Annotated in this window: 19 protein-coding genes and 1 pseudogene; 10 read left to right on the top strand and 10 right to left on the bottom strand. The window is 66.4% G+C overall.

What is annotated here, in order from left to right; all coding sequences use genetic code 11:
- Position 1: 1 nt before the first annotated feature.
- Positions 2-2269 (top strand): malto-oligosyltrehalose synthase, encoded by a 2268-nt coding sequence (gene treY, locus E0T84_RS03070; RefSeq protein WP_138743728.1) that lies wholly within the window; start codon positions 2-4, stop codon positions 2267-2269.
- Positions 2262-3986, top strand: coding sequence for a malto-oligosyltrehalose trehalohydrolase (gene treZ, locus E0T84_RS03065; protein ID WP_138743727.1), 1725 nt, complete (start codon positions 2262-2264; stop codon positions 3984-3986). Before treY ends, treZ begins: the two co-directional genes overlap by 8 nt.
- Before the next feature lie 10 nt (positions 3987-3996).
- Here treZ and E0T84_RS03060 read toward each other — a convergent pair whose 3' ends face one another.
- A complete protein-coding gene (locus E0T84_RS03060) occupies positions 3997-4479 on the bottom strand; it encodes a winged helix-turn-helix transcriptional regulator (RefSeq protein ID WP_371725687.1) in 483 nt (160 codons plus the stop codon).
- 51 nt (positions 4480-4530) lie between these two features.
- On the opposite strand from E0T84_RS03060, the pseudogene E0T84_RS32660 reads away from it, so the two are divergent.
- Positions 4531-5691, top strand: a pseudogene (locus tag E0T84_RS32660) (MFS transporter); the annotation flags it as partial.
- 28 nt (positions 5692-5719) lie between these two features.
- Here E0T84_RS32660 and ilvA read toward each other — a convergent pair.
- The gene (gene ilvA / locus E0T84_RS03050) at positions 5720-7012 is read right to left on the bottom strand and encodes a threonine ammonia-lyase IlvA (protein ID WP_070188848.1); all 1293 of its coding nucleotides are present in this window, start codon (positions 7010-7012) and stop codon (positions 5720-5722) included.
- A 137-nt stretch (positions 7013-7149) separates the two neighbouring features.
- On the opposite strand from ilvA, the gene E0T84_RS03045 reads away from it, so the two are divergent.
- The gene (locus E0T84_RS03045; protein WP_070188849.1) at positions 7150-7587 is read left to right on the top strand and encodes a lipoprotein LpqH; all 438 of its coding nucleotides are present in this window, start codon (positions 7150-7152) and stop codon (positions 7585-7587) included.
- A gap of 74 nt (positions 7588-7661) precedes the next feature.
- Positions 7662-7892 (top strand): hypothetical protein, encoded by a 231-nt coding sequence (locus E0T84_RS03040; RefSeq protein ID WP_070188850.1) that lies wholly within the window; start codon positions 7662-7664, stop codon positions 7890-7892.
- Here E0T84_RS03040 and E0T84_RS03035 read toward each other — a convergent pair.
- Positions 7886-8290: an SRPBCC family protein gene (locus E0T84_RS03035; protein WP_070188869.1), complete on the bottom strand. Its 405-nt coding sequence runs from the start codon at positions 8288-8290 to the stop codon at positions 7886-7888. The two genes, E0T84_RS03040 and E0T84_RS03035, sit on opposite strands and share 7 nt — an antisense overlap.
- Positions 8291-8427: 137 nt before the next feature.
- Between E0T84_RS03035 and E0T84_RS03030 the strand changes: the two genes are divergently transcribed.
- The gene (locus E0T84_RS03030) at positions 8428-9261 is read left to right on the top strand and encodes a class I SAM-dependent methyltransferase (RefSeq protein ID WP_070188851.1); all 834 of its coding nucleotides are present in this window, start codon (positions 8428-8430) and stop codon (positions 9259-9261) included.
- Between the two features lie 11 nt (positions 9262-9272).
- Here E0T84_RS03030 and E0T84_RS03025 read toward each other — a convergent pair whose 3' ends face one another.
- Entirely contained in the window at positions 9273-9662 is a 390-nt protein-coding gene (locus E0T84_RS03025; protein ID WP_070188852.1) for a MerR family transcriptional regulator, read from the bottom strand.
- A 56-nt stretch (positions 9663-9718) separates the two neighbouring features.
- Between E0T84_RS03025 and E0T84_RS03020 the strand changes: the two genes are divergently transcribed.
- On the top strand, positions 9719-10201 hold the full coding sequence (locus E0T84_RS03020; RefSeq protein WP_070188853.1) for a PPOX class F420-dependent oxidoreductase: 483 nt from the start codon (positions 9719-9721) through the stop codon (positions 10199-10201).
- On the opposite strand, the gene dnaE is transcribed toward E0T84_RS03020, so the two are convergent.
- The 5 genes from dnaE to lspA all read right to left on the bottom strand — a co-directional run bounded on the left by dnaE (position 10167) and on the right by lspA (position 17251).
- Positions 10167-13712: a DNA polymerase III subunit alpha gene (dnaE, locus tag E0T84_RS03015; RefSeq protein ID WP_070188854.1), complete on the bottom strand. Its 3546-nt coding sequence runs from the start codon at positions 13710-13712 to the stop codon at positions 10167-10169. The genes E0T84_RS03020 and dnaE overlap by 35 nt on opposite strands.
- Positions 13713-13724: 12 nt before the next feature.
- On the bottom strand, positions 13725-14378 hold the full coding sequence (locus E0T84_RS03010) for a TetR/AcrR family transcriptional regulator (protein ID WP_171054885.1): 654 nt from the start codon (positions 14376-14378) through the stop codon (positions 13725-13727).
- Positions 14379-14694: 316 nt separating this feature from the next.
- Positions 14695-15594, bottom strand: a complete 900-nt coding sequence (rarD, locus tag E0T84_RS03005; protein WP_070943750.1) for an EamA family transporter RarD — start codon at positions 15592-15594, stop codon at positions 14695-14697.
- 50 nt (positions 15595-15644) lie between these two features.
- The gene (locus tag E0T84_RS03000; RefSeq protein WP_138743725.1) at positions 15645-16568 is read right to left on the bottom strand and encodes an RluA family pseudouridine synthase; all 924 of its coding nucleotides are present in this window, start codon (positions 16566-16568) and stop codon (positions 15645-15647) included.
- Complete coding sequence (gene lspA, locus E0T84_RS02995; protein WP_138743724.1) at positions 16568-17251, bottom strand: signal peptidase II; 684 nt, start codon at positions 17249-17251, stop codon at positions 16568-16570. The genes E0T84_RS03000 and lspA overlap by 1 nt, the downstream gene beginning before the upstream one ends.
- A gap of 42 nt (positions 17252-17293) precedes the next feature.
- On the opposite strand from lspA, the gene E0T84_RS02990 reads away from it, so the two are divergent.
- The 3 genes from E0T84_RS02990 to E0T84_RS02980 are packed head-to-tail and all read left to right on the top strand — an operon-like array spanning position 17294 to position 19244.
- A complete protein-coding gene (locus E0T84_RS02990; protein ID WP_249383558.1) occupies positions 17294-18253 on the top strand; it encodes an asparaginase in 960 nt (319 codons plus the stop codon).
- 23 nt (positions 18254-18276) lie between these two features.
- Positions 18277-18747: a hypothetical protein gene (locus E0T84_RS02985; RefSeq protein WP_371725686.1), complete on the top strand. Its 471-nt coding sequence runs from the start codon at positions 18277-18279 to the stop codon at positions 18745-18747.
- Positions 18748-18785: 38 nt separating this feature from the next.
- Entirely contained in the window at positions 18786-19244 is a 459-nt protein-coding gene (locus E0T84_RS02980; RefSeq protein WP_138743723.1) for a hypothetical protein, read from the top strand.
- Here the strand turns inward: E0T84_RS02980 and E0T84_RS02975 are convergent.
- Entirely contained in the window at positions 19226-20608 is a 1383-nt protein-coding gene (locus E0T84_RS02975; RefSeq protein ID WP_070188860.1) for a DNA polymerase IV, read from the bottom strand. The genes E0T84_RS02980 and E0T84_RS02975 overlap by 19 nt on opposite strands.
- Positions 20609-20621 lie beyond the last annotated feature (13 nt).

Below are 20621 nucleotides of genomic sequence, written 5' to 3'. Positions count from 1 at the left end.
CATGCCCCGCCCGGTCCTGTCCACGTACCGACTCCAGATGCGTGCGGACTGTTGCACATTCGACGATGCGTTGCATCTGCTCGACTACCTCGACCGGCTGGGCGTCTCGCATCTGTATCTGTCGCCGATCCTGACTGCCGCGCAGGGGTCCACCCACGGATACGACGTCACGGACCCCACGACGGTGTCGGCCGCACTCGGCGGTCCGGACGGGCTCAGGCGACTGTCCGAGGCTGCCCGGTCCCGCGGCATGGGTCTGATCGTGGACATCGTGCCCAACCATGTCGGCGTCGCGCACCCTGAACAGAACCCCTGGTGGTGGGATCTGCTTCGGTACGGCCGCGCCTCGGCCTTCGCCGGCTATTTCGACATCGACTGGGATCTCGATGGCGGCCGGATCGTGTTGCCGGTCTTGGGTTCCGACGACGATGTGAACGATCTGGTGGTCGATGGTGAACTGCTGCGCCTGGGTGACCTCGCCTTCCCTATCGCCCCGGGAACCGGCACCGGTACCGGACGCCAGGTGCACGAGCGCCAGCACTACCGGCTGACCGGTTGGCGCACAGGAATCTGCGGTTACCGTCGCTTCTTCTCGATCACCTCACTGGCCGCGCTGCGCCAGGAGGACCGAGCTGTCTTCGACGCGAGCCACGTCGAGATCAAGCGCTGGTTCGACGAAGGTCTGGTGGACGGTCTGCGCATCGACCATCCAGACGGATTGTCCGACCCGGCAGGCTACCTGCGATGGTTGCGCGAGCTCACCGGCCCCGATGCCTGGATCGTGGTCGAGAAGATCCTGGCCCCCGACGAAGCCCTCGATGCGTCGCTGCCGGTCGACGGCACCACTGGATACGACGCGCTGCGCGAGGTCGGCGGGCTGTTCATCGCCTCATCCGCGGAAGCCTCGCTCACCGCGGTGAGTGGGCCCAGAGACCCTGAGGCCGAACACCGGCTCAAAGCCGCCGCCGTCACCGACACCCTGGCCGGCGAACTGAGCCGGCTGTGCCGGGTCATCACAGCGGTCACCGCACAGTCGGACCCACACCTGCCTGCCGCGGTCGCAGCGGTGATCAGCAGGATCGGTGTATACCGCAGCGACTATCCGGCACTCGATGCGATCCTCTCCGTCGCGCTGCAGGAGACATCCTGTGCCACAACGGAACTCACCGAGGCACTGTCCATCATCTCGATGGCCCTTTCCCTCAGCCCCGAGGTGGTGGCCCGGTTCAACCAATTGTGCGGGGCGGCCACCGCCAAGGCAGTGGAGGATTGTCTGTTCTACCGCGACGCCCGATTGGTCTCGCTCAACGAAGTCGGCGGCGCACCGGATTTGTTCGGGGTGTCGACGGCGGAGTTCCATCAGCGGGCGACGACGCGGATGCGCGCGTGGCCGACGACGATGACCACGTTGTCGACCCATGACACCAAGCGTGGCGAGGATGTCCGTACCCGTATCGGGTTGCTCTCGCAGGTGCCCGCGACGTGGGCAGATTCGGTCGAACGGTGGATGGAACTGTCCACTCCCCCCGACCGCGACAGCGCGTTGTTCCTGTACCAGAACATCTTCGGCGTCTGGCCGGTCGACGGCACCATCACCGGCGACCTTCGCAGCCGGCTGCACTCCTATGCCGAGAAGGCGGTCCGGGAAGCTGCCACCCGGACCTCCTGGCATGACCCGAGCACAGTTTTCGAGTACGAAGTACACGCCTGGCTGGACCGGGTGATCGACGGGCCGGTCGCAGCCGAACTGACGGAGCTGGTGAGTCAGCTTGAGGCACATGCCCACAATGACAGCTTGGGCCAGAAACTCATCCAGCTCACCGCACCCGGTATTCCCGACGTCTACCAGGGCACCGAAACGACTGAGGACAGTCTGGTCGATCCCGACAACCGGCGTCCGGTCGACCATGCCGCGTTGCGGGACGCGATGGAGCACCGCGACGACGACAAGCTCAATGTGACCAGGGCGGCGCTGGCACTCCGCCGTGCCCGGCCACAGACCTTTTTGACCGGCGGCTACACCCCACTGGCCGCGACCGGAAGCGCGGCCAAACATCTGGTGTCGTATCTGCGCGGTCAGGATGTTGTGGTGGCCGTATGCCGGTGGACCGTCGAGCTCGCCGAAACAGGTTGGACCGACACGGCATTGCCGCTGCCCGAAGGCTGTTGGCGGGATCTGCTCAGCGGCCGGCTCTGGTCCGGCCTGGTGCCGCTGACCGAACTACTCGCCGATTCGCCGGTGGCCCTGTTGGAGCGCACCGATGGCTGAATTCACCGTGTGGGCCCCCAACGCCGACCGCGTGCGGCTCGACGTGGACGAAGATCTGCACGAGATGGCGCGCACCGGGGGCGGCTGGTGGTGGGCTGAGGTGAGCTGCCGCGCCGATGCCCGGTACGGATTCGTTCTCGACGACGACCCGACGGTTCTGCCGGATCCCCGCTCAGCGCGCCAACCTGACGGCGTACACGAACGTTCCCAGCTGTGGCAGCCCACGCCCGACGCCTGGACCGATGGCGGCTGGCCGGGTCGCTCCATCTGCGGCGGGGTGATCTACGAGCTTCACACCGGAACCTTCACTCCCGAAGGCACATTCGATGCCGCTATCGGCAAGCTCGACCATCTGGTAGATCTCGGCGTCGATTTCGTGGAGCTGATGCCGGTCAACGCCTTCAACGGCGTCCACGGCTGGGGTTATGACGGCGTGCTCTGGTACGCCGTGCACGAGCCTTACGGGGGGCCGGACGGCCTGATCCGGCTCATCGATGCTTGCCACGCGCGCGGACTCGGCGTGGTGATCGACGCGGTGTTCAACCACCTCGGCCCGTCGGGCAATTACCTGCCGCGGTTCGGCCCGTATCTGTCCGGTGGCAGCAATCCATGGGGCAGCTCGATCAACTTGTCCGACGCCGATGCCGACGAGGTTCGCGGCTACATCATCGACTGCGCGCTGCGCTGGATGCGCGACTTCCACGCCGACGGCCTGCGGCTGGATGCGGTACACGCATTGGTGGACAACACCGCGATCCATCTGCTCGAGGAACTCGCGGCCGATACCGATGGCCTGGCCGAAGAACTGGGCCGGCCGCTTTCGCTGATCGCCGAGAGCGACCTGAACGACCCGCGGCTGATCACCCCTCGCGATCGTGGCGGCTACGGACTGACCGCACAGTGGGACGACGACATCCACCATGCAATCCATAGTGCCGTCTCGGGCGAAAGGCAGGGCTACTACGCGGATTTCGGATCGCTGGCGACTTTGGCGCAGACCTTGGAACACGGGTACTTCCACGCCGGTACCTACTCATCGTTCCGCCACCGCAGGCATGGCCGTCCGTTGGACACCGCCACCGTTCCGGGCACTCGGTTACTGGCCTACACCCTTACCCATGATCAGGTGGGCAATCGCGCCGTCGGTGACCGACCGTCACAGCTACTGACCTTCGGCCAGTTGGCGGTCAAGGCCGCGCTGGCACTCGGATCCCCCTACACAGCCATGCTTTTCATGGGCGAAGAGTGGGGATCCTCCTCACCGTTCCAATTCTTCAGTTCGCATCCCGAACCCGAACTTGCCCGGGCCACCGCCGAGGGACGCAAGGCCGAATTCGCCGAGCACGGGTGGGATGCCGACGAGGTACCAGATCCACAGGACCCGCAGACATTTCTGCGGTCCAAGTTGAACTGGAGTGAGGTCGCCGTCGGCGATCATGCGAGACTGCACAAGACCTATCGGGAGCTGATCGCGTTGCGGCGCAGTGAACCCGATCTCGGCGACCCCTGGCTGGATCACATGTCGATCGACTTCGACGAACGGCAGCGCTGGATCGTCCTGCACCGGGGCAGCCTGGCCATTGCCTGCAACCTGGGCACCGACGCCGTATCGGTGCCGGTGGCCGGCGAAGTCGTCGCCGCCTGGGAGCACCCCGAGATCGGTTCGGCCGCTACCGCATTGGCCGGCCACTCCTTCGCCATACTGCGCAGGCACTGACTGCTCAGTTTCAGCGCACCGACGTGGTGGACGAATCCACCGGGGCGCCAAGCGAATTCGTCGGCCGCAGTTCAGCCAGCGCGAAACCGTGCTCGTCGACCAGTTCGGAGTGATGCTCGTCCGGCGCGAACGCGTGCCGCTCGCCCCACTGACGCAATGCCACCACGACCGCGAAGAGGTCACGCCCGCTCTGGGTGAGCGTGTACACCTGCCGCCGGCCTGATGCGGCCGTCTCCCGGTCGAGAATGCCGCGCTCCACAAGGCGGCGCAGCCGATCGGTGAGGATATTGCGCGCGATCCCGGTGCGCTGCTGAAAGTCGGTGAAGGCCCGCGCACCGTCCATGGCGTCGCGGACGATGAGCAGACTCCAGCGATCTCCCACCAGATCGAGAGTGCGTGCGACCGGACAGCTGGGGTCGGTCCAGGTCACATCGTCTCGGCACGGCACCAACTCGGCCATCACTCCCCCTGAAGAGTTGCTGAACGAAACCATTCTGCCGTAGCCTCCGATTGGTAGCAATATGCAACTGATCTCGGAGGGTGCGTGACACTGACCACCGGCCTGCGCCTGTTCTTCGCCACTGTGTGCGCAGTGGCCGTCGCAACGATCTACGCGGCACAGCCCCTGCTGGCCCAGATCGGACACGATCTGGGTATTCCGAAGGCCGATCTGGGCTGGATCGTGACGGCCGGACAACTCGGCTACCTGGTCGGGCTGGCGGTCCTCGTCCCATTCGGGGACCGCCTCGACCGCCCGCGGCTCATCAGTGCGCACCTTCTCCTCGCCGCGATGGGTGTGGCATTGGCAGCGACCGCGGCGCAGACCTGGCTCCTGCTCACCGGACTGGCGGTCGCCGGGCTGTTCGCGGTCGTCGTCCAAACCACTGTCGCCTACGCCGCCGCGCTGTCCACCGCCGAACAACGCGGGCGCACCCTCGGCGTGGTGACCTCCGGAGTCGTGATCGGCATCCTGGGTTCACGCGTGGTGGCCGGCGCCATCGCCGCAGTGTGGGGGTGGCGAAGCGTCTACACCGGGCTGGCGGTGTTACTGGTCGCGCTGGCCTGTCTGTCCCTGAAAACCCTGCCGCCTGACCCACGGCACGGTCGAGCCCGCTACCTCGAGGTGATGACGTCGTCGGTCCGGCTTTTTCAGGAACGTCTCTTCGTCTCGCGCGGGCTCATCGCGTTCTTCTTGTTCGCATCCTTCGGAACGCTGTGGAGCGGCCTGGCGCTACCGCTCACGGCGGCTCCCTGGCATCTGAGCACCGCACAGATCGGCTTGTTCGGAATCGCCGGCCTTGCCGGCGCGCTCGGAGCGGCCAGGGCAGGACGCTGGGCCGACGCCGGGCTCGGGCGGGCCGTCACCGGCGCATCACTCGTGCTGCTCACCGCGTCATGGCCGGCGATCGGGCAAGCATCATGGTCGCTGGTGCTGGTCGTCGGGGGCGTGATCCTGCTCGACTTCGCGGTGCAAGCGGTGCACGTAAGCAACCAGCATGCGCTCACCATGACCTATCCGCAGCGCACCAGCAGTGTCATCGGCGGCTACATGCTCTTCTACTCACTCGGCTCCGCCGTCGGGGCCACCGCCACCACCTCGGTGTACTCGATCGCGGGTTGGACCGGCTCCAGCTTCCTCGGCGCAGCCTTCGCGGCCGGCGCACTCGTCGTCTGGGCAGTCACCGAAAACCCGACCCCGGCAGCTGGAACCGGGAAAAGTGTGCGGCCGGCACTCAGGTCAGGTACCGGTATGTCGGCGTCCCCGGCTCGAGCAGTTCGACGTGGATGTCGGAATCCTGCATCCGCGCCAGCAGCGGGTCCAGATCGGTCGCCGCGCTCAACTCGACGCCGCACAACGCCTCGCCGGTCTCCCGGTTGTTGCGCTTGACGTACTCGAACAGGGTGATGTCGTCACCCGGTCCGAGAACCTCATCGAGGAACCGGCGCAGCGCCCCGGGTTCCTGCGGAAAATCGACCAGGAAGTAATGCTTGAGCCCCAGGTGCACCAGCGACCGTTCAACCACTTCGTTGTAGCGGGAAACGTCGTTGTTGCCGCCGGAGACCAGGCAGACCACGGTGGAACCTGGCTCGATTTCGGCCTCCAGCAACGCGGCCACCGACAGCGCACCGGCGGGCTCGGCGATGATTCCGTCGTTCTGGTACAGGTCGAGCATCGCGGTACACACCGCGCCCTCGTCAACCGCGGTGAGCGCGACCATGTCCCCGGCGGCAGCCAGGGCGGCGTACGGCAGCGCACCGGCGCGCGCCACTGCCGCACCGTCGACGAACTGATCGACGTGCTCGAGAGTCACCGGTTCGCCCGCGGCGAGGGCCGCGATCATCGACGCCGCGCCGGCGGGCTCGACACCGAGTACCGACGTGTCCGAAGCACGCTCGGCGAGATAGGTGGTGATCCCGGCGATGCAACCGCCGCCACCTACGGGAACGATCACCAAGTCGGGCTCTTCGTCGAGCTGCTCGAGAATTTCAGCGGCGATGGTGCCCTGGCCGGCCATCGTGCGAACGTCGTCGTAGGGAGGCACCAGCGTGGCCCCGGTGCGCGCAACGTCCTCCAGCGCCGCCGCTGCGGCCAGATCGTAGGTCGATCCGACCGCGATCAGCTCGATGAACTCACGGCCGTGGTACCGAATCCGGTCCCGCTTCTGCTTCGGTGTCTTGGCCGGCACATACACGCGTCCATGAATCCCCATCGACCGGCACGCCATGGCGAAACCCTGAGCGTGGTTTCCCGCCGACGAACACACCACACCGGCGGCCAACTCGTCAGGCGGCAGCTGGGCCATCAGATTGAAGGCGCCGCGCACCTTGTAGGACCGCACGGCCTGCAGGTCCTCGCGTTTGAGGTAGACGTCGGCCCCGGTCGCCTCCGAAAGACGCTCGTTGAACTGCAGCGGGCTGCGGGTGACCACCCCGGAAATTCGCTTGGCAGCCTCGTCGATGTCGGCCGCGGTCAGCGGCGCGGCCAGCGGGGACACTCGGGAGCTTTTGCTCAGATCGGCAGTCACCGTTCAATGGTGCCACTGGCCAGCGGTTTCACCGCATCTGGGTAGGTGCGCACGCAGTAATCCCGGTATCGGCGCCACCGAATCGCAGAAATCCGCAAGATGGGGTTGATCCGGTTCCCAACTGGGAAAACAACCGTATGCGGCACATTCAGCGACGGAGAAAGCGGGCGGCGGCACTCACCGTGGCGATCTTGGCGCTGGCAGCGTCGGCATGTGCGACGACCACCGGAAGTCCGGCCGATGCCAACACCGCGCGCGTCTTCATCAACGATCAGGAGATCCCGACCGACTTCACCGTTGACTGCAAGCAACTGTCCTGGTTGTGGACGATCGAGACGCTGCCGAAAGAACCCGGATTCACCGCCATCGTCCAGACCGGGGCCACGGTCGAGCCCAAGGTCATGCGGATCCGGGATCTGACGGGATTTACCGGTGCCGCCCAGGCCGAGGCGACCGACACCAAGGCCAGTATCGACGGCACCGTGTTCCACTTCAGCGGCACGGCGCACGGCTCCTTCGCCGATCGCCCGACCAAACCGGCCGAAGTTCACTACCGTATGGACGCCCACTGCTGATCAGGCGGTGAATCGACACGCCCGATCCGAGGTTTCGGCTGGCCGAAATCATTGTTACGAGCTATCGTCAACGTATGACCACCGCCGGGAACTTTCGTAGCCTTACCTCCCGGGCCGATCACCAGGTCGATATCGCCGGGGTGCCCTGGCCGACCTACAAGCTGATCGCCCTGGCGGTCGGTGCGTTGGTGTTGATGGTCGTCGGCGTGGCCACGATGGACGCGGCACCGGCCGTGCTCTCCGCCGCTGCAGCCACCCTCACGGTGTGGCTGGGGCTTCGCCAGTTCTGGTCTTCCGGTCAGTGACGTTCCAGTAGCCCGCGCAACGTCTCCAGATCGGCCGCCACCGCGGCGACATCCGCCTCGAACTCCTCGTCGGTCATGCCGGGTCGCTGCCGGACCGTGAACACAACCTCACACGCCGTTGCGTCCACCCCGGCCGGTACGACCCGCATCGGGTTGTAGACCGCCGCGCCCGAGGGCAGGTACACCACGTGATCCAGCACGCCCAGCGTGTTGGTCGGCGTGAATTCGACGGTGACCTCACCCATCGGGGAATCCGCCACCCATCCCTGCGGAGTGAGGCGCAACCCGCCCTCAGCCAGTCCCGCCGCCCACGTGGCCAATTGCCGCGGATCGGAGGCATAGGCGTACACGACGTCGGGGGCAACCTCGATCCAGACGCTCACATGCCTGCTGCGCATGGTTCCACCGTAGGCCGCCGGGCACTCACCGCGCATCCGGGCAGGCCGTGCAACCGCTGCGTGCAGCCGGGATCACAAGGGCGGTAAACGATTTCGCCGAACTGTTCAGCCGCTGACCGGGGTGTACGGTCGGGCTTGTGGGTATTGCGACGACGGGCCTCAGCCCGATTGAGGAAACCGCATTCCTGACGCTCTACGCCAGGGCGCTCGACAGCCGGTGGGCCCACCCGATCCTGGGTGACACCATGGCCGCGCAGGCAGCCGAGCAACTCGACTACGACTTCGCCGGCCTCGGGGTTCAGACCAGTGTGGTGTGCCAGACGGCCCTGCGGGCCAAGATGCTCGATGATCGGGTCCGGGCTTTCGTGACCAAACATCCCGACGCGGTTGTGGTGGATCTCGGTGGCGGACTCGACAGCGGTGTGCACCGCGTTTCCCCTCCGGCCACTGTCGACTGGTACAGCGTGGACCTACCGGGGATCAGTGAACTGCGCGAAAAGGTGATCCCGCCGCTCCCCCAGGCCCATACCGTCGCCGCGTCGCTGGCCGATCCGGACTGGACCGACCCGATGCCATCCGATCGACCGACCATGCTGGTGGCCGACGGGCTCTTCGCCTTCCTCACGGAACCGGTGATCGCAGGCATCTTCCGGGCCGTGACCGAGCATTTCGATTCCGGGGAACTCGCATTCAACGACTATGGCCGCATCGGCTGGATGAGCCGCGCGGCCCTGAAGTTCTTTCCGGCCAAGATGTTCAAAGACGTCGGAAGTCAGTGGGGTTACCCGGGTTTCAAGGACGCCCACCATCCCGAAACTTGGAACCCGCGACTGCGCCTCATCGAGGAGTCGAGCCTGACCCGGCAACCCGAAGTCGACCTCTTTCCCCGCGTGCTGCGGATCGCGACGCGCGCCAGCGGCCTAAGCAAGGCCACAGCCCGCAAGGCGCGCATCCTGCGGTACCAGTTCTGACCGCTCCCGCGTCAGAGCGGCAGCTCGTGATGAATCCCGCAGGTGCACAGCTCGATTGACGGACACGTACACCGCATACCCCACTCGACGATGGCCCGTGCCCGCGCGAGTGCCTCCAGTTGCTCGTCGATCTCGGCCAACTTGGCCTGGGCGAGCTCGCGGGCCACCGGCCGGCCCGGTGAGTCGTCCTTGAGCAGCAGCCCGATCTCGGTCAACGAGAACCCGGCCGCTTTACACAACCGGATCACTTCCAGCCGCATCAGGATCGACTCCTGATAACGCCGCTGCCCGCCCACCCGCTGCGGCGAGGGCAACAGACCCACCTGCTCGTAGTAACGCAACGCGGTCTGGGCGATCCCGGACCGCTGCGTGACGTCTCCGATCGTCAGCGATGCGCCCATCTACCCACCCACAAAACGCTTGACTTAGAGTTAACTCTAAGTCGTTGACTGGTTGCATGCCGCATACCGACACCGCACTCCAGACCCTCGGCCGCTCCCAGTACGCATTGCTTCGCAGCTCACGCCGCGACGGCACCGCCGTCGACACCCCGATCTGGTTCGTCATCGACGGCCCAACGGTGTTGTTCCGCACCAAGATCGGCCCGAAAACCCGCAGGCTCGCCGCCCGGCCCGACGTCGAACTGGTGGTCTGCGACTACAGAGGCCGAATCACGGGCACCTCCTGGATCGGCGGCCGCGCCAGCATCCTGGGCGGCGAAGAGGCCCAACGGGCCAACCGCGCCCTGCACCGCCGCTACGGATGGCAGTGGAACATCATGCCGCTGGTGAAGGTCCCGGGTGTCACCAACGTGCACAGCGACCTCCCGTTGCGGGAGAAACTTCGGCGAGCCCGTGACCGGACACTGTGGCCTGACAGCGCGATCGTGAAGATCGACCTGGCCCCTACCCCAGACAGCCCGGGCCGAGCAGCGCCTTGAGGTCACCCATCAGAGCCGACGACGGCGTCACCCGCAGTGACTGATCCAACTCCAGCGTGGTGATGCGCTCACCGCTGATCAGCCGCAGATGCACCTGAGCTGTGCCAGGGTGGTTGGCCAGCACCTGCTTGAGCGCACTCACCTTGTCGATGGTGCACTGGCGCGTGGGCAAGCTCACCGCCAGCGGGCGGTCGGCCTGGGCGCTGCTGAAGTCGGGCACGACCAACTCGTGGGCGATCAGCGAGATACGGTCGTCGCGCGCGGCCACCTTAGCCTTCACCAGCACCACGACGTCGTCGGCGATCTCGTGACCGAACAGCGAGTAGGTCTGCGGGAAGAACAGCACCTCGATGCCACCGGTGAGGTCTTCCAATTGGGCTGAGGCCCAAGGCAGGCCGTTCTTGTTCACGCGACGGTTGACCGAGGCCAGGATGCCGCCGACCACCACCTGCGCGTCGTTGGCGATGTCGCCGTCGAGGATCGCCGGGATCTGCGTGTCGACCTGGTTGGCGAGGAGGTGGGCGATCCCGTTGAGCGGGTGACCGGACACGTACAGGCCCAGCATCTCGCGCTCGAGTGCGAGCTTGTGCTTGTCCTCCCACTCCTCGTCCGGCACCTTGATGGTGAAGACCGCATCGGTGCCGCCCCCGTCGTCGGCGCCGCCGAACAGGTCGAACTGGCCCATCGCCTCGGCCTTCTTGGTGCCGAGCACCGAGTCGACGGCGTCGGTGTGCACCAGGAACAGCCCCTTGCGGGGGTGCCCGAGCGAATCGAATGCGCCTGCCTTCACCAAGGATTCGGTGACCTTCTTGTTGCAGGCCGCGATGTCGATCTTGTTGAGGTAGTCGGAGAAGTCGGCGTACTTACCCTTCTCGGTACGGGTACTGATCAGCGACGCGACGACATTCGCACCGACATTGCGGATCGCGCCGAGACCGAACCTGATGTCGTCGCCCACCGAGGCGAAGTTCTGCACCGACTCGTTGACGTCGGGTGGCAGGACGGTGATGCCGAGCCGCCGGCAGTCCGCCAGGTAGACCGCGGCCTTGTCCTTGTCGTCACCGACCGAGGTGAGCAGACCGGCCATGTACTCGGCGGGGTAGTTCGCCTTCAGGTAAGCCGTCCAGTACGACACCAGGCCATAACCGGCCGCGTGTGACTTGTTGAACGCGTAGCCGGCGAAGGGAAGGATCGTGTCCCACAAGGCTTTCACCGCACCCTCGGAGAAACCGTTGGCGGTCATGCCTTCCTTGAAGCCCTTGTACTCGGCCTCGAGCACCTCAAGCTTCTTCTTACCCATGGCCTTACGGAGCGCATCGGCCTTACCCATGGTGTAGGAGGCGACCTTCTGCGCGATGAACATGATCTGCTCTTGGTAGACGATCAGGCCGTAGGTCTCGGCGAGAATGTCTTTGAGTGGTTCCTCGAGCTCGGGATGGATGGGCTTGATCGCCTGCCGGCCGTTCTTGCGGTCCGCGTAGTCGTTGTGGGCGTTCATGCCCATCGGGCCGGGACGATACAACGCGAGCACCGCCACGATGTCGTTGAATCCGGTGGGCTGCATGCGCCGCAGCAGGTCACGCATCGCACTGCCGTCGAGCTGGAACACGCCCAGCGTGTCACCGCGGCCGAGGAGCTCGTAGGCCGCTGGGTCGTCGAACGGCAGCGTGTCCAGATCCAGGTCGATCCCCCGGTTGGCCTTGATGTTCTCCAGGCAGTCACCGATGATCGTCAAGTTCCGCAGACCCAGGAAATCCATCTTCAGCAGGCCGATGGCCTCACACGACGGATAGTCCCAACCGGTGATGACCGCGCCGTCCTGCGGCCGCTTCCACAACGGGATTGCGTCGATGAGCGGCTCGGAACTCATGATCACCGCACAGGCGTGCACACCCGCGTTGCGAACCAGGCCTTCCAGGCCGCGTGCCGTCTCGAAGATGGTCCGCACATCCGGATCGGTGTCGATCAGGGTGCGAACCTCGGCGGCCTCTTTGTACCGCTCATGGTTGGGATCGGTGATCCCCGAGACCGGGATGTCCTTGGCCATGATGGGCGGCGGCAGCGCCTTGGTGATCCGGTCGGCGATGGCAAAGCCCGGCTGCCCGTAATGTACGCGGGCCGAATCCTTCAGCGCCGCTTTGGTTTTGATGGTGCCGAAGGTGATCACCTGGGCCACCCGGTCGCTGCCCCACTTGTTGGCCGCGTACCGCAGCATCTCGCCGCGGCGGCGGTCGTCGAAGTCGATGTCGATATCGGGGGCGGACGGGCGCTCCGGGTTGAGGAAGCGCTCGAACAGCAGACCGTGCGGGATGGGGTCGATGTTGGTGATACCGAGCGCGTACGCCACCAGTGACCCGGCGGCCGAGCCACGGCCCGGCCCCACCCGGATACCGACCGAGCGCGCGTAGTTGATCAGGTCGGCAACGATCAGGAAGTAGGACGGGAAACCCTTCTCGCAGATGACCTTGATCTCGTAGGACGCCCGGTCTGTGTACTCGGTGGGCACGGACGCCCCGCGGAACCGCCGCTCCAGACCGGCCTGCACCTCACGAGCCAGCCAAGAGGCCTGATCATGTCCGTCGGGGACCGGGAACACCGGCATGCGGTCAGTGGGCGTCCAGACCTCGGCGTAGGACTGCACCCGCTCGCCGATGAGCACCGTGGAATCGCACGCACCGGGCACCTGGGAGTCCCAGAGCGCGCGCATCTCCTCGGCCGATTTGAGGTAGTAGCCGTCGCCGTCGAATCTGAAGCGGTTCGGGTCCGACAGGGTCTTGCCGGTCTGGATGCACAGCAGGGCCTCGTGGTTCTGCGAGGCGTCGCGCGTCACGTAGTGACAGTCGTTGGTGGCCAGGGGCGGGATGTTGAGCTTCTGCCCGATCTCCAGCAGGCCCTCGCGGACCCGGCGCTCGATGTCGAGGCCGTGATCCATGAGCTCGAGGAAGAAGTTGTCAGGGCCGAAGATCTCGCGCCATTTGGCGGCCGCCTCCAGCGCTTCCTGCCGGTGTCCTAGCCGCAGCCGGGTCTGCACCTCACCCGACGGACAACCGGTGGTCGCGATGATGCCTTCGGCGTGCTCGGCGATGATCTCGGCATCCATGCGAGCCCACTTGCCGAGCTGCCCCTCGAAGGACGCCAACGACGACAGCTTGAACAGGTTGCGCAGCCCGGTCGCAGTTTCGGCGACCATCGTCATGTGGGTGTAGGCACCGCTACCCGAGACGTCGTCGCTCTTCTGGCTCGGATCGCCCCACTGGACACGCTTGGTTTCGAACCGGGAAGCCGGCGCGATGTATGCCTCGATGCCGATGATCGGCTTGATCCCGGCCTTGGTCGCCGAGTTGTAGAACTCGCTGGCGCCGAACATGTTGCCGTGGTCGGTCATGCCGATGGCGGGCATGTCCAGACGCTGCGCCTCCGCCAGCATCGGGGTGATCTTCGCGGCGCCGTCCAGCATCGAGTACTCGGTGTGGTTGTGCAGGTGGACGAAGCCCGAAGATGAACCGCTCATAGGGATGCCAGTCTATGGCGCCCCACCGACACCGCCGCGCGTGTCGCCACGCGTGTCTCGGCCGCCGAGCCGGTGATCCCGGTCGACGACCGGCAGCAACCCATCACCGATCACCGATTGCAGTTGCTTAGCTATCACCTCTACATCGACGGGCCGACGCTGCCAACCGCAGTAGGCACCCATCCCCCACAGCATCGCGTACAGCAGTTCGACCAAACTCGCCTGGTCGGTGTGGGGCGGCAGTTCACCTCGGTCCACTGCCCCGGTGATCAGTTCGCCGAGAAAACCGCGGGTTGCCGCGACAGTGGCGGCGGGCAGATCGGGATGACGGTATGACTCGAGCCGCGCATTCACCAGGAACCCCACCACGGCTCCGTCACGCTGCCACACCGCTACGACCGCATCGATATAGGCCCGGAGCCGATCCAGTGTTGTGTCATGCTGTTTCGCGATCCGAATGCATGAGGTGACGACCTCGTGCGCCCGCTGCAGCAGTGCCCGGTAGAGATCCTCGCGAGTGGCGAAGTAGTAGTTCAGCGTGGGGCGGCTCAGGCCGGTGCGCTTGGCGATCTCCTGGAATGTGGTCGCCGCGTAACCGCGTTCGTTGACCACCTCGTATGCCGCTTGCACAATGCGCTCGCGCGTTTGCTCAGCATCAGCACCCACCGGACGACCCGGCCCTCGACGGCCGCCTCTGGGCCTGCCCCGCGGAGTCATCTGGCAAACCCTATGCCATTGCTGAATCAAGGTCAAAAGGTCATGTCGCAAATACGACTGTCCCGGCGGGCAACAACCGGACGAGTGGAACCACCCAGACAAGCGGGCTCGCGCCGGTGTTGGCCGCGGCCGTCACCCCTTCACCGGACGAGAGCCACCGGTCGACGCCAGGCGCTGCAGGCGCTCGGTCAGATAGACCCGCACCGCGGCGTGTACCAACCGTTCCCTGATGTCGGCGAACGGTCCGACTCTCGATTCCAGCTTGTCACCGTGACGACGATTCCGGCGCCACCTGATCGACAATCTCGGCGACCGAATCTGCGGGCTTTCCCCGCAGCGCACTCACCGTCATGATCACCAATGCCAGCCAGATCAGCCCGAAGCCGACCCAGCGGCCCGGCGGCATGGGTTCGTGACCGATGAACACGCCCCAGGCCATCTGCAGGCCTGGGTTGAGGTAGAAGAGCAGGCCCAGCGTCACCATCGGAAGTCGCTGCGCGGCAGCGGCGAACAGCAGCAGCGGCACGGCGGTAACCGGTCCGGCGAGCAACAGCAGCACCGCATGCCAGGGACCGTGGTCGAGGAAGTTCCCCCGCCCCAAGACCTCGAGCGTGATCACATAGCCGGCCGCGATAGGAAGCGCCACCAGCGTTTCCACGGCCACGCTCACCCGCGGATCGGCCTGCACCACCTTCTTGACCAGGCCGTACACCCCGAAAGACAGCGCCAGGACGATCGCAATATAGGGCGGTGCACCCAACTCGACGGTCAGGATCACCACCGCGACGACGGCCAGGCCCAATGCCACCGCCTGCCACCGGTTGATCCGCTCGCGGAACACCAGCACACCCAACAGGACGCTCACCAAGGGATTGATGAAATATCCGAGCGCCGCATCCACGACATGGCCGGTGGTGACGGCGTAGATGTAGGTCCCCCAGTTGATCGATATCAGGGCTGCCGCCACCAGTAGTTGCAGCCAGGTCCGCAGCGTCAGGCGACGCAGATCGCCGAGACGGCGGGCCACAGCCAGCACCAGGAGCAGAAACACTGCACTCCAGATGATGCGGTGGGCCAGCACCTCCAGCGCGCCTGCGGGCAGTAACAGCAGGAAGAAGCCGGGGCACAGTCCCCACCAGATGTAGGCGCCCGCGCCGAACAGCACCCCGGAGCGGCCCGACGCGGCTCGGCGCGGAGCGGCCTGCACGCTCACAGCTAGTGGCGGCGCAAGACGTCGAGCGCGGCCTGTAGATCGGCCGGGTACGGGCTGGTGATCTCGATGCGCCGGCCGTCAGCCGGATGAGCAAACGCCAGGGACCGGGCATGTAGCCACTGCCGTTCCAGCCCAAGCCTTTTCGCCAACGTGGGATCGGCACCGTAGGTCATGTCACCGCAACACGGGTGGTGCAGCGCGGCGAAGTGCACCCGGATCTGATGGGTCCGGCCGGTCTCCAGCTCGATGTCGAGGAGGCTGGCCGCCTGAAACGCCTCGAGTGTGTCGTAGTGGGTGATGCTGTGCCGACCACCCTCGACCACCGCGAACTTCCAGTCGTGACCCCGGTGCCGCCCGATCGGGGCATCGATGGTCCCGCTCGACGGATCCGGGTGGCCCTGGACCAGCGCGTGGTAGCGCTTCTCGACGGTGCGTTGCTTGAACGCCCGCTTGAGAACCGTGTACGCGCGCTCGGACAGGGCTACCACCATGACGCCGGAGGTGCCCACATCGAGCCGGTGCACGATGCCTTGGCGTTCGTGGATCCCCGAGGTGCTGATGCGGAACCCGGCGGCGGCCAAGCCGCCCAGCACCGTCGGTCCGTGCCAGCCGACCGTGGCGTGTGCCGCCACTCCGGGCGGCTTGTCCACCGCCACGATGTCGTCATCGGCATAGAGGATGTCCATGCCTTCGATGTCGACCGGGGTGTTCTCGACAGGGGCTGGGGCCTCGGGCAGCCGGACCTCCAGCCAGGCTCCTGCGACGAGTTTGTCCGATTTCGCCGCCGTAACGCCGTCGATGTCGACACCGCCGTCCTCGGCCATGGCGGCCACGGCCGTGCGCGACAACCCGAGCAGCCGGGCCAGGCCGGCGTCGACTCGCATCCCCGCCAGGCCCTCGGGCACCGGCATCGACCGGGTGGTCACTATGACGTCTCGGCCTGGCGACCGACTGCGTTCGACTCGTCGGACTCAGCGTCGCCGGCCGGGGCATCGGAAGCCGCCGGTTCGGGTTCGGCGTCATCAGGTGCCGGATCATCCAGGCGCCGACGGCCCACGGTGTCGAAGTCGAAGCCGAACAACGACAGTGCCACCAGCAGGATCGCACCGCCCACCACGGCCGGATCGGCCACGTTGAACACCGGCCACCAGCCCACCGAGAAGAAATCGACCACGTGCCCGCGCAGCGGTCCGGGCGCCCGGAAGAAGCGGTCGATCAGGTTTCCGGTCGCGCCGCCCAGGATCATGCCCAGACCGATCGCCCACCACGGGGACACCAGCCTGCGGCCCATCCACACGATGCCGATCACCACGCCGGTCGCGATGAGGGTCAGTACCCAGGTGTAGCCGGTTGCCATCGAGAACGCCGCGCCAGAGTTGCGCACCAGCGTCCAGGTCACTGTGTCACCGATGATGGACACCGGTTGGCCCGGTGTCAGTAGCCGCACCGCGAGCACCTTGGTCACCACGTCGACGAGCAGCACCACGGCAGCAACGGTGAGCAGCAGGCGCAGACGCCGCCGAGGCGCAGCGGAGTTTGCAGGGGACGTTTTCGCGTCCCCGGTAGCGTCGGTCACCGGCTCGGCCGGGCCTGACGTTTCATCAGTCACTCTCCCATCATCCCAAACAGTCGATGCGGGACAATCTGCACCGTGACGGAGCCCGCTGAGCTGCCCAGGCGCATCATCGTCATCACCACCGGCGGCACCATCTCGACCAGCACCGACGAGGCCGGCATCCGGCACCCGACCCGCACCGGCGCAGAGCTGACGGCCGGGCTGACCGTTGCGGCGCAGGTCGACATCGTCGACGCGATGGCGACCGACAGCGCGCTGCTGACACCCGCCGACTGGGACCGGATCTCCGGCGCGGTCCGGGTCGCCGCGGCCCGCGCCGACGGAATCGTGATCACCCATGGCACCGACACCATGGAGGAGACCGCGCTCTGGCTCGACCTCACTTACGGCGGTGATGTGCCCGTAGTGCTCACCGGGTCGCAACTCAGCTCAGACACTGCGGACAGCGATGGCCCGCGCAATCTGAGAGACGCGATCACGGTCGCGGCCAGTCCCCGAGCCCGGGATCTCGGGGTGGTGGTGAGCTTCGCCGGCAGCGTGTGGCAACCACTGGGGCTGCGCAAGCGACACACCCAAGAGTTGAATGCCTTCACCGGAACGGCACTCGGAACCGTCAGCGACGGCGGGTACGCGATCACGGGGACGAAGTCTCGCGCGTTCGTCGGTAAGTTGTCCGCTGCGTCGGCGCCGCGGGTCGACATCATCGCCGTCTATCCGGGGGCGGACGCGGCCGCCTTGGACGCCTGCGCCGCAGCGGGCGCACGTGCTGTGGTGCTCGAGGCGATGGGCTCGGGCAACGCGGGCGCCGCACTGATCGACGGCGTCCGCAGGCACTGCAGTGACGGCCTGGTGGTCGCGGTCTCGAGCCGGGTGCCCGACGGCCCGGTTGCCGCGCAGTACGGCCCGGGCCGCCAGCTGGTCGACGCCGGCGCGATCGTGGTTCCCACTTTGCGTCCGTCCCAGGCCAGGGTGCTGCTGATGGCCGCGTTGGCCACCGCCCGGCCGGTTGTCGAGGTCATCGCAACGTGGGGTTGACGGGCTGGGGTTAAATAGCGAACGTGCGTTTCCACATTGCGGCGGCGGCTGCCGCCTGCCTATCGGTGTTCGGCCCACTTCCGCCCGCGCAGGCTTGGCCGTGGCCGCCGCCACCTGGAATCGAAGACATCGACGTCTACCCGATCGCTGAGGGCAACTACAGCTCGCCCACCGATTTCTACGGGCAGTATTTCCAGACCCCGGACGGCCGGTTCTGCGGAATCCTGCCCAACCGCGGTCCGGTCGGCTGCGACGCGGTGCCCGCGGATGCGCCCGAGGGGATGAACCAGACCTTCGTCGAGGCCGGAGCACCGGCTTCCTACCGTTCTTCGGGGACCAAGCTGTTCACCCGAGATGTCGACGTGCTGCCTGCGGGCTATCGGCTGGAGAACTGGGAAGCCGCCTGCGCTGTCACTCACGAGGGCGCCGTGATCTGCAAAACTTCTGGCCGGCACGGCTTTTCCCTCGGCGCGGCTTCCGGCGTGCTCTGGTAGCCGGCCACGTGGTTGACGGCGCCGGTTCAATGGAACCTATGCGCCACATCGCGGCGATCGCCACGTTCGGCTTCCTGGCGCTCGGCGCTGCCCCGACCGCCACGGCCGAGCCACCGCCGGGCGCCGACGACATCGACAGCTATCCGATCGCCGAGGGGCACTACAGCTCACCCACCGACTTCTACGGCGTGTTCTTCCGGACTCCGGACGGCCGTCACTGCGGGATCGGCCCCAACGGCGGCCCGGTGGGTTGTGACGCCGTGCCGATGGACGCACCGGAAGGCAGCAACCAGATCTACGTCAACAGTGGCGTACCCGCCTCGTACCGGCATTCCGACACCGCATCGTTCACCCGCGATGTCGACGTGCTGCCCGAAGGCCACCGACTGGAGAACTGGGGCGCCAGTTGCGGTGTCGGTTATCAGGGCACGGTGACGTGCAAGACCTACGGCGAACACGGCTTCATCCTGAACGCCACCTACGGTGTGCTCTGGTAGTCGGCCAATCCGCTGAGATACTCACCCCAGTCCAGGCTCGCGATCGGATCGGCCCGACGAAAACCCGGTGTGTCGTCGGGAAATGTCCGGGCCGGGCCCGGTCCGGTGGCACGGGTCTCGAAACGCACGGTCATCACGCCGTGTCCGGCGCCCTGGACCCAGCCGTGCCCGTGGTCGGGATGCACCACGTCGTCGCCGACACGCCAACCGGTTTCGGTGACCTGAGCCGCGTCGGCGACTTGGTGGTGAGAGTCGAAGCTTTCCTCCGGCTGCTCCAGGTCGGGGAACAATGACTCCTGCCTACTGTCCGACAATCCCGAAAATCCCACGCCAACAAGGCGGATCGGCCCGATCTCAACCGGATCGAGCAACAACCGGCGGGCAGTGCCGATCAGGGTGGCGGCCTCGGTGGTGGCGTAGGCCAGGGTGGCCGACCGGGTCAGCGTGCTCATGTCCGACTTCTTCAGCTTGACGGTCACCGTACGGGCGCCGCGGCCGTCCTTCTCCAGACGCCGGTGCGCGTGTTCCCCGATCGGGCCGATCGCGTCCTGCAGCTGACGCAACGTGGTGAGATCCTCGGGAAATGTCGACTCGGCGCTGATCTGTTTGGCTTCGGCCCGCTCGGCAACCGGGCGATCATCGATACCGCGAGCCAGGCGATGCAACGCAGCGCCCACCGCGGTACCGAGCACACTCGCGGCCTCGGCATCCGACAGCGCAGCCAGAGCGCCCACCGTCTCGATACCCAACCGGTGCAGCTTCTCCTCGGCCACCGGCCCGATCCCCCACAGCTTGCGCACCGGAAGGCCGTCGAGCAGCCGCCCTTCCTCGTCCCGCCGGACCACTCGAATCCCATCGGGTTTGGCCAACCCGGAGGCGATCTTGGCGATCTGTTTCCCGGAACCGGCTCCCACGGAGGCCACCAGCCCCGTCTGCTCGAGCACCTTGGCGCGCAACCGCTGGCAGAACTCCTCGACGTCGGGCGCGGTGGCGCCGGCCAGTTCGGCCGGTTCTCCGAACGCCTCGTCGAAGGACAACTGCTCCAGTACCGGGATCACGCCGCGCACCGTGTCCAGCGCACGGCGGCTGGCCACGCCGTAGACCGCCCCGCGTGGCGGCAGCACCACCGCGGGCGCGCCGACGAGCCGGCGAGCCTGATGCATCGGCATCGCCGAGCGTGCGCCGTAGCGGCGTGCCTCATAGCTGGCCCCGGCAACCACGCCGCGCCCGCCCAGACCACCTACGAGCACCGGCCGACCGCGCAGGGTGGGACGGGTCAACTGCTCTACGGATGCGAAAAACGCATCCATGTCGAGGTGTAGAACCCAGCGTCCGCCCGCGCCCGTGACCTCGGCGCCGTTCATACCTGCAGATGCT

The organism is Mycobacterium sp. DBP42 (genome assembly GCF_005924235.1).
GTDB classification, from domain to species: domain Bacteria; phylum Actinomycetota; class Actinomycetes; order Mycobacteriales; family Mycobacteriaceae; genus Mycobacterium; species Mycobacterium syngnathidarum.
This window is presented reverse-complemented; position numbering and strand designations above follow the sequence as displayed.

Excerpts from the sequence above, each read along its gene's own strand:
- E0T84_RS03025 (WP_070188852.1), bottom strand. The coding sequence starts at position 9,662 with ATGGGCGCATCGCTGACGATCGGAGACGTCACGCAGCGGTCCGGGATC.
- E0T84_RS03020 (WP_070188853.1), top strand. The coding sequence starts at position 9,719 with ATGCCGCATACCGACACCGCACTCCAGACCCTCGGCCGCTCCCAGTAC.
- treZ (WP_138743727.1), top strand. The coding sequence starts at position 2,262 with ATGGCTGAATTCACCGTGTGGGCCCCCAACGCCGACCGCGTGCGGCTC.
- E0T84_RS03045 (WP_070188849.1), top strand. The coding sequence starts at position 7,150 with ATGCGGCACATTCAGCGACGGAGAAAGCGGGCGGCGGCACTCACCGTG.
- E0T84_RS03060 (WP_371725687.1), bottom strand. The coding sequence starts at position 4,479 with ATGGTTTCGTTCAGCAACTCTTCAGGGGGAGTGATGGCCGAGTTGGTG.
- E0T84_RS03040 (WP_070188850.1), top strand. The coding sequence starts at position 7,662 with ATGACCACCGCCGGGAACTTTCGTAGCCTTACCTCCCGGGCCGATCAC.
- E0T84_RS02980 (WP_138743723.1), top strand. The coding sequence starts at position 18,786 with ATGCGCCACATCGCGGCGATCGCCACGTTCGGCTTCCTGGCGCTCGGC.
- E0T84_RS03035 (WP_070188869.1), bottom strand. The coding sequence starts at position 8,290 with ATGCGCAGCAGGCATGTGAGCGTCTGGATCGAGGTTGCCCCCGACGTC.
- E0T84_RS02975 (WP_070188860.1), bottom strand. The coding sequence starts at position 20,608 with ATGAACGGCGCCGAGGTCACGGGCGCGGGCGGACGCTGGGTTCTACAC.
- treY (WP_138743728.1), top strand. The coding sequence starts at position 2 with ATGCCCCGCCCGGTCCTGTCCACGTACCGACTCCAGATGCGTGCGGAC.
- dnaE (WP_070188854.1), bottom strand. The coding sequence starts at position 13,712 with ATGAGCGGTTCATCTTCGGGCTTCGTCCACCTGCACAACCACACCGAG.